Here is a 14,684-nt window from a genome sequence, read left to right as displayed (position 1 = left end):
CAATCCATAAACAAAATCGGCTCATTACTTTATGAGCCAATATGATTAAATTATTTATCTAATTGTTCAATACAATCCGCCGATTTTCATCCAACATAACGGCCTTTGCCCGAATTTTAGCTTCCAACTGATCGATCATATCAACATTGTCTAAACGTTCTTTTTGACGCACACCGTCTTCATAAAATCCGCTCTTTGCTCTTGCCCCTGTGACGCCAAGGGTAGAAACCTCGGCTTCACCAGGACCATTAACAACACAACCAATAATTGAAACGTCCATCGGAGTAATAATATCTTCTAACCGTTCTTCTAATGCATTAACGGTACCAATGACATCAAACTCTTGACGTGAGCAGGTTGGACAAGCAATAAAATTAATACCTCGCGAGCGAATACGCAGAGATTTCAAAATATCAAAACCAACTTTAACTTCTTCAACCGGATCAGCAGCTAATGAAATCCGTAATGTATCACCAATCCCCTCAGACAATAACATTCCCAATCCGATAGCAGATTTCACCGAACCTGCTCGCGCTCCACCCGCTTCGGTAATACCTAAATGTAAAGGTTGATTAATTTTATCAGCTAGTAAACGGTATGCGCCTACAGCCAAAAAAACATCTGAAGCTTTAACGCTAATTTTAAACTGATCAAAATTCAATCTATCTAATATATCCACATGGCGCATAGCAGATTCAACTAACGCTGCTGGCGTGGGCTCCCCATATTTTTCTTGAATATCTTTTTCTAATGAACCACCATTAACGCCGATCCGAATAGGAATATTTTTATCACGTGCACAGTCAACAACCTGACGAATGCGCTCTTCATTACCAATATTACATGGATTGATACGTAAACAATCCACACCATATTCAGCTACTTTTAGTGCAATACGATAATCAAAATGGATATCAGCAATCACAGGAACATTAACTTGTTGCTTAATAAGTTTAAACGCTTCTGCTGCATCCATTGTAGGCACAGAAACACGCACAATATCAACGCCTACTCGTTCTAAAGATTTAATCTGTTTAACTGTCGCTTCAACATCCGTTGTCCGCGTATTTGTCATAGATTGTACTGTAATGGGGGCACCATCACCAACGGGAACATTTCCTACATAAATGCGCGTTGATTTACGCCTTTTTATCAGTGATTGATTATGCATATTACTCTCCTTCAACATCCATGTTTAATAAGTTGCGCTATTTCTATAATTGAAGCCATCGAATTGACGATGGCTTCTTATTTGTTCACAATTTATCATTATTTATAGATGTTGTCTTACAATATTCATTTACAATCCAGGCAATTTAAACTTGGCTGGACGATTAGCTTTAATAAAGCGATTTAGATCAACGGAATTACCTTTGAATAACAGATTAACATTGGCGGGTATACCAATATTAAATTGATAAGGAAGTTCACCATTTAATTCAAGTTTTTGGCCTGTATTTTTAATACCACTAAATAAAATCTTACCTTTAGCATCACGAACTTCTAACCAGCACTCCCCTTTAAAGTTCATCACAACTCCATCACCAGATTCTATATTAGCAGCATCAGTATCAGTAGAAACCTCTGCTGTTCTATCTCGTTCTGGATTACTATTATTCATACTGCCTGGCAATGGCACTGTTTTTACTTCTGCTGGATTTACTGACTCGATATTAGCATTTATATCACTATTTTTTGGTGTTTCAGACGTTAATGGCGTTTTAGGAGCTGGTGATACGACATTATTAGCTATCGATGAGGTTACCGGCTGTACATTAGTTTCTGTCGACGATGTATTTAAATTATTTTGTTCAGTCTCTGCTACTTCACCAGGAGTAGAAGAAGCTGGATCTGCCGGCATTTGAGCAGTATTCAAGTGATTCTGTTCAGCCATCGTGGCAATTTCTTGTTTTTGTACTTTATAACCCTGCCACCACCAAATACCTACCATAGCAATACAAATAATGATAATTAGCCAGGTAAATTTCATTAACCAGCCTTCGCGTTTTTTACGGGTTTTTCCTAGAGAATAACTCTGCATAGGAGAAACTACAGCTGCTTTTGCTGGTGTATGTTTATCCAATAATTCAAGAATTTCTTTTTCTGGAATTTTCACTAATTTTGCATAAGAACGAATGTAACCACGCAAGAAAGTAGGATCAACATTATGGGAATTGCTGTCTTCTTCTATCTCACGTACTGTGCACACTTTTAAGCAAAGTCGCTCGGCAACGATTTCTCGGGAAAGACCAAGCGTTTCCCGTGCCTGTAATAAACGTTGGCCAACGGTGATTTCTGTTTTTTCTGTTTTAGGTTTGCTATTCATTCGCGGAAATATTGGTCTTTTTTGAGTTTTAACATCATGAAGGCTTTTAAAAAACTTCATCTATAAGTTAATAAAAAACCTTCATACCGATAATATTTCTTATTTTACTTTTGAAATATTTTGACAATTCAGCCCACTACGTTCTTCCTCTTTCCTCAATTTAATTATCTCCTCAGATATGTTTTCAGAGCATAAAAAGTCTAAATAATAATATCGCATACTTGTATTATTGATTGCTGATGAACGAATTGCCACTTTAAAATATTTTAATGCTAAATCTGGTTGCTTTTGCTGACGCATAATGACCGCCATGCCTAAATTTGCTATCCCATTTTTTGGCTCTGCCAGCATTATCTTCTTAAAATGATAAGATGCTGCTGGATAATTCCCTGCTGATAAATAAGCAATGCCTAGCTGTGTCCGTGTCACAATCGCAATATCAACGTCTTTATTAATACTAGTACATCCTATTAATAAACCCACTAACAATAGAATATTAATGACAGATATCCTTATCATATCACTCTCGTTTGTTTATATAACTGGTAATAAAAGGAATTATGATATCTAATTCCCTTTATTTACATAATTAATATTCAGACTGCTTTTACCATAATTGGTTCACCAACAAGCTGTTTTTTCAATGTTCGTTTTGTTCGATCAATAACATCACCCGCTAATTGACCACAGGCCGCATCAATATCATCACCACGTGTTTTACGCACAATAGTAGTATAACCATATTTCATCAATACTTTTGCAAAACGATCAATACGACTATTAGAACTACGGCTGTATGGCGCACCAGGAAATGGGTTCCAAGGAATTAAATTAATTTTGCTAGGCGTATGCTTAAGACATTGAGCGAGCTGATGAGCATGTTCAATACTATCATTCACACCATTTAGCATCACATACTCAACGGTAACACGTCCCTGATTTGAATTAGATTTAGTGAGATAACGCCGAACACTAGCCAGGAAGGTTTCAATATTGTATTTTTTATTAATAGGTACAATCTGGTCACGAATTTCATCAGTCGGAGCATGCAAGGAAATTGCCAAAGCAACATCGATCATATCACCCAATTTATCAAGCGCAGGCACAACACCAGACGTCGATAAAGTCACTCGTCGTTTTGACAATCCAAAGCCAAAATCATCCATCATAATTTCCATTGCTGGAATAACATTGTTTAGATTTAATAGGGGCTCTCCCATTCCCATCATCACAACATTGGTAATTGGCCGCCGGCCACTAGATTTTAAAGAGCCGATGACTTTAGCAGCCCGCCACACCTGGCCTATGATTTCTGCAACGCGTAAGTTACGATTGAAACCTTGTTGAGCGGTTGAACAAAACTTACATTCAAGGACACAGCCAACTTGAGAAGAGACACAAAGTGTCGCTCGATCATCTTCAGGAATATAGACTGTTTCGACTTGTTGCTCACCTACCGTGATTGCCCATTTGATTGTGCCATCAGCAGAGCGCTGCTCTTGCGCAATTTCAGGCGCCCGAATTTCTGCAACTGCTTTTAATTTAGTCCGCAACACCTTATTGATATCAGTCATCAAATCAAAATCATCATAACAGTGGTGATAAATCCATTTCATTACCTGATCGGCTCGAAATGGTTTTTCACCCATGTCACTAAAAAATTGCCGCATCTGTTTACGATCCATATCCAACAAATTAATTTTTGTTGATTTGGTAACAGGAGAAAAAGAGGGCACACACTGCGCTGTTGTTTTAGATTGAAACATTTTTATTGCCTCGTTATTACACTTTTCGGCGAAAACTGTAGATTTTTAATAATTAACTATATTTATTGGCATTAAATCTTATTTTAATAGCTTTATATGCCATAACCTTGTCAATAAATCACTTAACAAGGCATGGTATTTTACAAACTTTATTAATATTTTGCTAATAATATCCTATTTCTGTTTGTTAACGCGGACAAATTTCGTCATCAGTAAAGAAAAAAGCAATTTCTCGTTCTGCTGACACGACAGAATCTGAACCATGGACTGCATTTTCGGTAAAACTATCAGCATAATCAGCACGTAGTGTCCCTGGCAATGCCTTAGCAGGATCCGTTGCGCCCATCAAATCACGATAGCGCTGTATAGCATCGTCACTGGCTAAAACTTGCAACATTATGGGGCCTGAGGTCATAAACTCGACTAATCCAGCAAAAAAAGGCTTACCTTTATGCTCAGCATAAAATCCAGCTGCCTGTTCTTCGCTTAAATGCACCATTTTAGCAGCAATAATTTCGAATCCAGCTTGCTCAAACCGGCCATAAATCGCACCAATAGCATTTTTCTTAACTGCATTTGGCTTAATAATGGAAAACGTGCGTTGTATTGTCATTAGAAATCCTCTTAGCTGTTATTTTTCATCAGGATATTTTTGCCTTGCATCCATTATGCCCGCCAAGAAAAAGATTTATCATCATTTTATTAAGGCAAAATAGCTAGCTATTATAAATATTGGCAATTCAATTGCCCACTTAACGATAAATTTTGTTAATTTTTTTTATACAATTTTTTTATTTCTTTAGCTTAAATCACATTTTTATAAAACTTAAAACACCAGACATGATCACAAACAATAATCTGCTCAATTCTCTTTAGGATTTAGGCATAAACAAATTTAAATATAAAAAAAGCGGGGTATAAATAAGGAAATAATGGGTGACATAATTTAACAATTTTTAACAGCAATGGTACTGCGCAACCAGCCCCCTATTTTACGTTGATAAAACGGCTGCGTATGGCGCACAATAAAATGATCGATACCTGTACTATTCGGTTGCAAAAAATAAAAATCAACTGACTGATTAGCTTCCAGATAATCAAGCGCCATGCTTCCTAACTGCGGAATTAATAGTTGCCCTTCTTTTTCATAGCCAATATTAATTTCTAAAGCAATAAGCATAACCGACGCTTCTACTACAGTATCATCCTCCGCTTGCAGTAAAAAAGCACGGCGTATGATTTTATGCTGTTGGAAAAATTGACATAGCACATTGATTAATTGTTGCGGCATAGTTTCAGGTATGCGCAATTTAATGATACTACCGCCTGGCACTGTAATGGTAGTCATCAGCGCAGTTTGATTGATTTTATCAGCTGCCATTTTAGCTTCTTTCCTAACTAATACTCTTTTGCTAACTAATTATTTACCCGGGAAAATAATATTTCTGGGTAAACAATCATACCAAATAACCGCTATTTTGCTTTTTTTAGCAATAGACTAGCAATCGTCCTGACGCCAATGCCAGTCGCACCTTCCGCCCATAAATTCACAGCAGATTTACGATAAGCCGCCGAACAATCGATATGTAACCACCCTTTATGATAATTTTCAACAAAATGAGATAAGAAAGCAGCAGCGGTGCTAGCGCCCGCAGTATGAGAAGGTGATGCAATATTATTGAGATCAGCAAATCCAGAAGGTAATTGGCGGCGATGAAATTCAGCTAAAGGTAATCGCCAAAAGAGTTCATTCTCCATTTCTGCTGCTGACATCAATTCAGCCACCAATTTGTCATCAAAACTCAATACCGATTGATAATCGTTACCTACCGCGATTTTGGCAGCGCCAGTTAACGTAGCAGCATCAATAATTAATGCTGGTTTTTCTTTGCAAGCATCGATCAATCCATCTGCTAAAACCAGTCTTCCTTCCGCATCGGTATTCATAATTTCAACAGATTTGCCGTTACGGTAGCGAATAATATCACCTAATTTAAAGGCATTACCACTAACCATATTATCGGCAATGCAGAGGAAAAGTTTTACTCGTTGTTTTAAACCTCGGCTTATTGCTAAGGCTAACGCTCCAGTTAGCATAGCTGCCCCACCCATATCGGCTTTCATTGAATTCATTGATGAAGATGGCTTTATGCTATAACCACCAGAATCAAACGTAATTCCCTTTCCTACTAAACAAGCAAATATCGGTGCTTTTAAATTGCCAGTTGGATTATAATCCAGCACTAGTAATGCGGGTGGACGGCTTGAGCCACGGCCTACAGTATAAATTCCACTATATTTCTGTTTGGCTAACTCTTCACCCTGAATGATACGGTAGTTAATATTATCTTTTACTGTTTCACATAATAAATCAGCGCTACGCTGAGCCAGCTGTTCAGGCGATAATTCTTCAGCCGGTGCGTTAATAATATCTCGTACCCAATCAATAATTCGGATGCGATACTGTGGCTCTTTTTTTTCATTTTCAGATAAATTTGGCCATTCAATCGAACGCGCTCCCTTAGGTGCTCTGAAACCTTGCCAAAATGCCCAACTTTTTTCCAAGTCCCAGTCATTACCTGCTAACAGCACATGGTGAATGCCTTGACTGTCCAATCTACGACCAGCACTCTGGATAGCACACAGTTTTGCTTGTGGCTTCAGATGAATGACTATCCCTTGTTCACTAGAACTGATTAATGCATTCTTTTCCCAACAAGGCGCCGCTGCTTGATAAGATAGCGAGACTTGCATGATCTGCTTTTCCATTCCCTCTTCCCTCCTTAGTTTGTGATATTGTGTTTATGGAATAATTGATAAATATAAGATATTAATCATAAAGGTTATCATGAGTTAATACATTGCACGATGAGTGATAGCAATAAAAAAGCTGGCAATTCCCAGCTTTATATGTAATTGATTGCTTCAATCAGTCATTATTGATACTCATCAAGCCATATTAATAAAATGGCTTCTAGGATCTTTTCATTTGAAGCTTGCGGATTGTCATTAAAATCGTCTAATTGGCAAATGCATTGATGCATATCGGTAAAACGAACCGTTTGCGGATCAATATTAGGATATTTATCATAGAGTGCCTCTGCTATTGCACGGCTATCAATCCACTTTAAACTCACCATCCCCTCCTGCAATTAAATATAAGGATCAATGCTCTCTGGCATAATTGATCGTATATCTAGGAATTTCTATTACCAGATCTTCGTTGGTCACAATAGCCTGACAACTTAAGCGGCTTTCAGGCTCTAACCCCCATGCTTTATCTAGCATGTCATCCTCTAGCTCAGAACTTTCTTCCAGTGAATCAAAACCTTCACGAACAATACAGTGGCATGTGGTACAAGCACAAGATTTTTCACAAGCATGTTCAATATCAATACCACTACGTAAGGCAGCATTAAGAATCGATTCACCTTTCTGGACTTCCACAACCGCCCCTTCAGGGCATAACTCTTTATGCGGTAAAAAAATTATTTTCGGCATTATTATATCTCGTCCACAGAATGACCTGATAATCCCTGACGAATAGAGATATCCATACGTCTGGCAGCAAAATCCTGTGTTTGCTTATCCAGTTGTTTAATTGCATTTTCAATCGCAACAGGTGAGGAGCTTTCCTGTGTGCAGTTAACTAATTTATTTACAGCATTATCAATTGCTGCTTTTTCTTCTTTATTCAATAAATGCGCATCTTGTTTTAATTCAGCCATTAGACTTTCTATTACCCGAGCAGCTTCAACTTTCTGCTCAGCAAGACGACGCTCTACCATATCATCTTGAGCATTAGTGATTGAATCAGTGATCATATTGGCAATTTCTTCATCAGTTAAACCATATGAAGGTTTAACTTGAATCGAAGAACGAACACCGGTTGACTTTTCTACTGCGCTGACACTCAATAATCCATCTGCATCTATTTGAAAAACGACCCGAATATGCGCTCCGCCGGCAGCTAGTGGCGGTATTCCACGTAGGGTAAAACGCGCTAACGAACGACAATCATTAACCATTTCACGTTCTCCTTGGACAATATGAAATGTCATGGCTGTTTGCCCATCTTTGAAGGTAGTAAATTCCTGTGCCTTAGCGATAGGCAGTGTCGTATTGCGTGGGATCACTTTTTCAACCAGGCCCCCCATGGTTTCTAAGCCAAGCGACAAAGGAGTAACATCCAGTAGCAATATTTCACTATCAGGTTTATTACCAACTAAAATATCTGCCTGAATAGCCGCCCCAATAGCAACAACTTTATCCGGATCAATTGAAGTTAATGGTGTAAGGCCAAAAAATTCTTCAACCATAGAAACCACCAACGGTACACGCGTCGAACCACCCACCATGACGACCTGCAAAACATCATCGATATCAAGCGCTGCATCTTTCAATGCGCGACGACAGGTTAATAAAGTGCGTTTGATCAATGGCCAAATTAATGTGTTTAGCTGCTCCCTTGACAAAACCCCTCGCCAACCATTGATTTCAATCTCAGTATGGCTACAATTCGTTAATGCTATTTTAGCCTGGCTGGCTATATTTAAAATCTGTCGCTGTAGGCGATGATCTTGGCGATCAGTAATACCCGCCTGTTGATATATCCAATCCACCAGCAAATGATCAAAATCATCACCTCCTAATGCCGTGTCTCCGCCTGTTGCTAATACTTCAAATACGCCACGCTGTAACCTAAGAATGGAAATATCAAAAGTACCACCACCCAAATCATAAACAGCAATGATACCCTCTTGTTGTGAATCTAAACCATAGGCAATAGCAGCCGCAGTGGGTTCATTCAATAAACGTAATACCTGTAATCCGGCCACCCGCGCCGCATCTTTAGTTCCTTGACGTTGCGCATCATCAAAATAAGCAGGCACAGTGATCACTACACCTTCTAATCTACCATTCAATGTTTCTTCTGCCCGCTGCACCAACGACTTTAATATCTCAGAAGAAACTTGAATAGGATCAACTTGCCCTATAGCTGTCTGAATCAGCGGTAAGCCATTTTTACTTGCTGTCAATTGGTAGGGTAAATTAGGATAACGTTGCTGGATCTCAGCCAGTGAGCGACCCAATAAACGCTTAGCTGAAATAATGGTATTAGCCGGATCTTGTTCTACTTTTGCTTGTGCTTGCTTACCTACTGTAATAGCCGTTGGTTGATAACTAACTATTGAGGGTAGCAATTCATATCCTGCTGGATCAGGCAGTGTTTCCGCTTTTCCGCTGCGAACCGTTGCAATCAACGAATTTGTGGTACCTAAATCAATACCAGCGGCTAAACGGTGCTGATGTGGCATCGACGACATGCCCGGCTCACTAATTTGTAATAATGCCATAAAATTTACTCTAAAAACGATTGAATAAGCGCTCTTCCAATTGTTCAACTTGTTGCTGCAACTTATCAAGAAAACGAAGTTTCCGAACAGTATCAGCTGCATTTATCCACTGTTCACTATTTAGTTGTTTTTCCATTTCCTGTAAGTAGTTTTTTATTGTTTTAACTAAACTAGAGGAAAACAAGGCTAATGCCTCTTCTGCTTGAACACTGGTTTCGATACACTCCAATTCTTCACGTAGCGCAAGCTGCTCCATCAAAAAAGCCGTATCATGCATAGTATATTGCTCATTATTGATATCAATATCATATAAAGTGAGCATATATTCAGCACGTTTCAAAGGGTGTTTTAAGGCTTGATAAGCAGCATTAATTGTCGCAGCCTGTTGCAGTGCAGATACTTTGTCGCTTTCAGATTGGTTAGCAAAGCGATCAGGATGATACCGGCCCTGTAATTCCTGATAACGGTAAGTTAATTGCTCAAGATCAATAGAATATGAAAATGTCAGACCGAAAAGGGTAAAATAATCCATAAATGCTCTAAGTTGAAAATATTAAATAGACTGTTAAAAAATTTATCACGTCGTCTATTTAGTTTTAGACTTAACAAATAATAAATAAACTCTCATACGTTAAAGCTTTCACCGCAGCCACACTCATTTTTGCTGTTAGGATTGTTAAACTTAAAACCTTCATTAAGACCTTCTTTAACAAAATCCAATTCTGTCCCATTGAGATAAACAATGCTTTTACCATCAACAATAACTTTTACGCCTTTGTCTTCAAATACTGTATCGTCTTCATTAATGATATCAACAAATTCAAGCACATAAGCCATGCCTGAGCAGCCAGAAGTCCTAACGCCTAAACGTAATCCTTCACCTTTTCCTCGGTTATGTAAGAAAGTCAGAATACGCTCTGCAGCATTTTCTGTTAGAGAAATTGACATACAACACCTCTCAATCAAAACCAGTGCAGGCGGATACTATAAACAAAAATAAAATAGCATCACGCCTAAAAGGGATTTTTATATTAATTAATTATTTGCTTTGCCGTTTATTTTTATAGTCTGCAATAGCGGCTTTAATCGCATCTTCTGCCAAAATAGAACAGTGAATTTTAACCGGAGGCAGCTCTAATTCCTCTGCAATAGCCGTATTTTTGATAGTCTCCGCTTCATCCAATGACTTACCTTTCATCAATTCCGTTACCAATGAACTAGAGGCAATGGCCGAACCACAACCATAAGTTTTAAAACGCGCATCTTCGATGATGCCTGCGTCATTAACTTTGATCTGAAGCTTCATGACATCACCGCATGCAGGTGCCCCTACCATCCCACTGCCCACCATTGGATCATCATTATCAAACGAACCTACGTTACGTGGATTTTCATAATGATCAATTACTTTCTCACTATATGCCATATTGTAAACTCCTTAATCCGTCTATTAATGATGAGCCCATTCAATGCTATTAAGATCGACACCCTGCTTATACATCTCCCATAACGGAGAAAGATCACGCAGCCGACCTATCGCATTATGGATTAGCTGGATGGCATAATCGATTTCTTCTTCTGTGGTGAATCGACCAAAGGAGAAACGAATTGAGCTGTGAGCTAACTCATCATTCATTCCCAATGCCCTTAGTACATATGAAGGTTCGAGGCTTGCTGATGTACACGCGGAACCTGATGAGACAGCCAAATCTTTGAGTGCCATCATCAATGATTCACCTTCTACATAGTTAAAACTGACATTCAGAATATGAGGTGCTCCATTTACCAGGGAACCATTAAGATAAACTTCTTCAATATTCTTAATGCCGTTCCATAAACGTTGGCGTAAGGCATTTAATCTATCAGACTCTACCGCCATTTCTGCTTTAGCAATCCGATAAGCTTCCCCCATTCCTACAATTTGGTGGACAGGTAATGTTCCTGAGCGCATGCCTCGTTCATGACCACCACCATGTTGTTGGGCTTCAAGTCGAATACGGGGTTTACGACGCACATAAAGTGCACCTATTCCCATTGGTCCATACAGTTTATGTGCTGAGAAAGACATTAAATCAACTTTTAGTTTACTCAAATCAATCGGTAATTTACCGACCGCTTGGGTAGCATCAACATGAAAAAAAATTCCTCTATTGCGGCAAAGTTCGCCAATAGAGGCAATATCTTGAATGATTCCAATCTCATTATTGACATGCATGATAGAAACCAAAATTGTATCATCACGCATAGCCGCTTCAAGTTCATGTAAATCAATAAGACCACTATTTTGTGGTGAAAGGTAAGTCACTTCAAAACCTTCACGCTCAAGTTGACGGCAAGTATCCAAAACCGCTTTATGCTCGGTTTTACTGGTAATGATATGTTTACCTTTTTTCTGATAGAAATTGGCAACCCCTTTCACTCCCAGGTTATCTGATTCAGTCGCTCCTGAAGTAAAAACAATCTCACGCGGATCCGCATTAACTAATTCAGCAATCTGATTTCGCGCAATATCAACAGCTTCTTCAGCCCGCCAGCCAAAACCATGAGAGCGCGATGATGGATTACCAAAATTGCCATCCATTGTCATACACTGGATCATTTTTTCAGCAACACGGGGATCAACCGGTGTAGTCGCCGAGTAGTCTAAATAAATCGGTAGTTTCATTAACTCACTAGCTCCATAAGACGAAAAACGTCTCAAAATTTTATCACTTTGCAATTATTCTATTTTGTAGAACCGTGCAATTTATGCTCGTATATTAATAATGGGTTCGGATTGATGAGTCGCTCTTCTCACATGGTGTTTATCGTTATCTTGACGATCAGCAACTTCTTGTATTTCTTGATTATTGACCAATTCTTCTAAGCTAATATTACTAAGAAAACCCGTAATACGGTCACTTAAATCACGCCATAGTGCATGGGTCAAACAACGCTCTCCACCTTGACATCCTTCTTTTCTTCCTTGACAACGAGTGGCATCAACAGACTCATCAATAGCAGAAATCACTTGAGCGATAAAAATATTTTTCGCTTCCCGACCTAATAGATATCCGCCGCCACGACCACGAACACTGGAAACCAGTTCGTTTTTGCGAAGTCGAGAAAAAAGTTGCTCAAGATAAGAAAGAGAAATGCCTTGACGTTCCGATATATCAGCCAATGGCACAGACCCTATCTTTGAATGCAATGCCACATCCAGCATGGCTGTTACTGCATAGCGTCCTTTAGATGTGAGTCTCATAATATATCCCCATAGTTAAATGTGACAAAAATTGTGTCATTCCAGAGTGTTTTAGTCAACTATTTAACCTAGTAATTTACTCAACTATTATTTATGTGCCATTTTTCAATTGATGTGAGAATACCACGCAAAATATCGAGTTCCTGCACTTCGGGACGCGCTCGAGTAAATAAACGTCGCAATTTATTCATGATTTGCCCAGGGTGACGCTTTCTGATAAATCCAGATACATTAAGCACTGCTTCAAGATGGTTATAAAATCGTTCTATATCCTCAAATGGTGGATATTGTACCCTATCTTCATTATCCACAGAGGATTTTTTTTCATTTATTGCTAGGTATGCCATACGAATTTCATAACTGATCAATTGAACAGCCATTGCTAAATTGAGTGAACCATATTCAGGGTTGGTTGGAATATGAAGATGATATTGGCATCTCTGTAGTTCTTCATTTGTTAAACCAACTCGTTCGCGGCCAAAAATGATAGCCACCGGAGAATTTATTGCCTGGCGGAAAGTTTTTTCGCCACATTCGCGAGGCGTTACCTGTGGCCATGATAACGTACGATCGCGCACACTCGTTCCAATTACCAAGCTGCATCCAAGCAAAGCTTGATCTAATGTTTTCACGATAGTCGCTTGACCAATAACATCACTGGCGCCAGCTGATAATGCAATAGCCTGTGCATCCGGCAATATGAGTGGATTAACTAAGTACAAATTAGTTAGTCCCATCGTTTTCATCGCACGGGCAGTTGATCCCATATTTCCGGTATGCGAGGTTTCAACCAAAATAATGCGAATATTTTCTAGCATGATTGTCTTTATTTGGTGTTAATAATTAGGCTATTCTACCACAATCATAGTCATGTTGACGAATCTCTGTTATACTGCCGAACTTGCTTAAACCTTGTTCTTTAACATTCCAGTGGAAATAACCCATGCATCCAATGCTAACTATTGCTATACGGGCAGCTCGCCAAGCAGGTAACTTTATTGCTAAAAGCTATGAAAAACCTGACTCTATCGAAATAATGGCAAAAGGCCAAAATGATTTCGTGACCAATATTGATAAAAAAGCAGAACAAATTATTATTGAAGTCATTCAAAAATCTTATCCTACTCATACCATTATTACTGAAGAGAGTGGTCAAATACTTGGTGAAAAAAATGATATTCAGTGGGTTATTGATCCTTTGGATGGCACAACCAATTTCACTAAACGCTTACCCCATTTTGCCGTCTCCATCGCAGTACGTATTAACGGCCGTACAGAAATCGCCGCTATTTATAATCCTATGCTTAATGAGCTATTTACTGCGGTACGTGGGCAAGGTGCACAATTAAACGGTTACCGCCTTCGTCTTAAAAATAATAATGAATTAGAAGGGGCAATTATTGCCACGGGTTTTCCTTTCAAAGCGAAACAACATTCAGCTGCATATATTAATATTGTCGCTAAACTATTTAAAAAATGCGCCGATTTTCGCCGCACAGGTTCAGCGGCTTTGGACTTAGCTTATGTTGCTGCTGATCGTGTCGATGGCTTTTTTGAGATTGGCTTAAAACCGTGGGATTTTATGGCTGGAGAACTATTGGTGCGTGAAGCCGGTGGAATTGTAACCGACTTCGTTGGCGGACATAATTATCTCACCTCTGGCAATCTGCTAGCTGGCAGTCCACGGATAGTGAAAAAAATGGTGCTAGAAATGCAGACCGGGTTAAGCGATCCATTGAAATGCTAAACAATGCGCTTAAAAAGCAATAGCCAAAGTTATATTGAGTTAATAATGTCTTGATAGCGTAACTTTGTCATTTACTAATTGGTGAAGGCTGCAAATGGTAAAAATTCACCATGGCTTTAATTAGTTAAATAAACCCGCTAAATATTTTCAATATTTACTCTTGTTGTCGGTGCTTTATTGCTTAATTGGATATAAAACCCCTATTCCTTTTCAGGCATTAAGGGGTATTTTAATGATTGGCCAG

At 38.8% G+C, this 14,684-nt stretch carries 17 protein-coding genes; 1 reads left to right on the top strand and 16 read right to left on the bottom strand.

Annotation, left to right across the window (positions count from 1 at the left end; genetic code table 11):
* Positions 1–58: 58 nt before the first annotated feature.
* The 16 genes from ispG to trmJ all read right to left on the bottom strand — a co-directional run bounded on the left by ispG (position 59) and on the right by trmJ (position 13,511).
* Positions 59–1,171, bottom strand: a complete 1,113-nt coding sequence (gene ispG, locus V3224_RS07800) for a flavodoxin-dependent (E)-4-hydroxy-3-methylbut-2-enyl-diphosphate synthase (RefSeq protein WP_334469725.1) — start codon at positions 1,169–1,171, stop codon at positions 59–61.
* A gap of 129 nt (positions 1,172–1,300) precedes the next feature.
* Positions 1,301–2,326 (bottom strand): cytoskeleton protein RodZ, encoded by a 1,026-nt coding sequence (rodZ, locus tag V3224_RS07795; RefSeq protein WP_334469723.1) that lies wholly within the window; start codon positions 2,324–2,326, stop codon positions 1,301–1,303.
* Positions 2,327–2,425: 99 nt separating this feature from the next.
* Positions 2,426–2,845 (bottom strand): fimbrial assembly protein, encoded by a 420-nt coding sequence (locus tag V3224_RS07790; protein ID WP_334469721.1) that lies wholly within the window; start codon positions 2,843–2,845, stop codon positions 2,426–2,428.
* Positions 2,846–2,922: 77 nt separating this feature from the next.
* Positions 2,923–4,092, bottom strand: a complete 1,170-nt coding sequence (locus V3224_RS07785) for a bifunctional tRNA (adenosine(37)-C2)-methyltransferase TrmG/ribosomal RNA large subunit methyltransferase RlmN (RefSeq protein WP_334469719.1) — start codon at positions 4,090–4,092, stop codon at positions 2,923–2,925.
* A gap of 187 nt (positions 4,093–4,279) precedes the next feature.
* Positions 4,280–4,705 (bottom strand): nucleoside-diphosphate kinase, encoded by a 426-nt coding sequence (gene ndk / locus V3224_RS07780; protein WP_334469717.1) that lies wholly within the window; start codon positions 4,703–4,705, stop codon positions 4,280–4,282.
* A 333-nt stretch (positions 4,706–5,038) separates the two neighbouring features.
* Positions 5,039–5,473 carry an enhanced serine sensitivity protein SseB C-terminal domain-containing protein gene (locus V3224_RS07775; protein ID WP_334469715.1) on the bottom strand — a complete coding sequence of 145 codons (435 nt, stop codon included), beginning with the start codon at positions 5,471–5,473 and terminating at the stop codon, positions 5,039–5,041.
* Between the two features lie 92 nt (positions 5,474–5,565).
* Positions 5,566–6,861: an aminopeptidase PepB gene (pepB, locus tag V3224_RS07770; RefSeq protein ID WP_334469713.1), complete on the bottom strand. Its 1,296-nt coding sequence runs from the start codon at positions 6,859–6,861 to the stop codon at positions 5,566–5,568.
* A 167-nt stretch (positions 6,862–7,028) separates the two neighbouring features.
* The gene (gene iscX, locus V3224_RS07765) at positions 7,029–7,229 is read right to left on the bottom strand and encodes a Fe-S cluster assembly protein IscX (protein ID WP_334469711.1); all 201 of its coding nucleotides are present in this window, start codon (positions 7,227–7,229) and stop codon (positions 7,029–7,031) included.
* Between the two features lie 28 nt (positions 7,230–7,257).
* Positions 7,258–7,593: an ISC system 2Fe-2S type ferredoxin gene (gene fdx, locus V3224_RS07760; RefSeq protein WP_334469709.1), complete on the bottom strand. Its 336-nt coding sequence runs from the start codon at positions 7,591–7,593 to the stop codon at positions 7,258–7,260.
* A gap of 2 nt (positions 7,594–7,595) precedes the next feature.
* Positions 7,596–9,449: a Fe-S protein assembly chaperone HscA gene (gene hscA / locus V3224_RS07755; protein ID WP_334469707.1), complete on the bottom strand. Its 1,854-nt coding sequence runs from the start codon at positions 9,447–9,449 to the stop codon at positions 7,596–7,598.
* Between the two features lie 10 nt (positions 9,450–9,459).
* Positions 9,460–9,981, bottom strand: a complete 522-nt coding sequence (gene hscB / locus V3224_RS07750; RefSeq protein ID WP_334469705.1) for a co-chaperone HscB — start codon at positions 9,979–9,981, stop codon at positions 9,460–9,462.
* A gap of 92 nt (positions 9,982–10,073) precedes the next feature.
* A complete protein-coding gene (gene iscA / locus V3224_RS07745; protein WP_032114749.1) occupies positions 10,074–10,397 on the bottom strand; it encodes an iron-sulfur cluster assembly protein IscA in 324 nt (107 codons plus the stop codon).
* 91 nt (positions 10,398–10,488) lie between these two features.
* Positions 10,489–10,875, bottom strand: a complete 387-nt coding sequence (gene iscU / locus V3224_RS07740; RefSeq protein ID WP_334469703.1) for a Fe-S cluster assembly scaffold IscU — start codon at positions 10,873–10,875, stop codon at positions 10,489–10,491.
* 24 nt (positions 10,876–10,899) lie between these two features.
* Positions 10,900–12,114: an IscS subfamily cysteine desulfurase gene (locus tag V3224_RS07735; RefSeq protein ID WP_334469701.1), complete on the bottom strand. Its 1,215-nt coding sequence runs from the start codon at positions 12,112–12,114 to the stop codon at positions 10,900–10,902.
* An 81-nt stretch (positions 12,115–12,195) separates the two neighbouring features.
* A complete protein-coding gene (iscR, locus tag V3224_RS07730) occupies positions 12,196–12,693 on the bottom strand; it encodes a Fe-S cluster assembly transcriptional regulator IscR (RefSeq protein ID WP_334469700.1) in 498 nt (165 codons plus the stop codon).
* Positions 12,694–12,773: 80 nt separating this feature from the next.
* Complete coding sequence (trmJ, locus tag V3224_RS07725) at positions 12,774–13,511, bottom strand: tRNA (cytosine(32)/uridine(32)-2'-O)-methyltransferase TrmJ (protein WP_334469699.1); 738 nt, start codon at positions 13,509–13,511, stop codon at positions 12,774–12,776.
* Between the two features lie 125 nt (positions 13,512–13,636).
* Between trmJ and suhB the strand changes: the two genes are divergently transcribed.
* Positions 13,637–14,440 (top strand): inositol-1-monophosphatase, encoded by an 804-nt coding sequence (suhB, locus tag V3224_RS07720; protein WP_334469697.1) that lies wholly within the window; start codon positions 13,637–13,639, stop codon positions 14,438–14,440.
* Positions 14,441–14,684: the final 244 nt, after the last annotated feature.

The organism is Arsenophonus sp. PmNCSU2021_1 (assembly GCF_036919435.1).
Classification (GTDB): Bacteria; Pseudomonadota; Gammaproteobacteria; order Enterobacterales; family Enterobacteriaceae; genus Arsenophonus; species Arsenophonus nilaparvatae.
The sequence above is the reverse complement of the archived record's forward strand: the minus strand, read 5'-3'. Positions and strand labels throughout refer to the sequence as shown.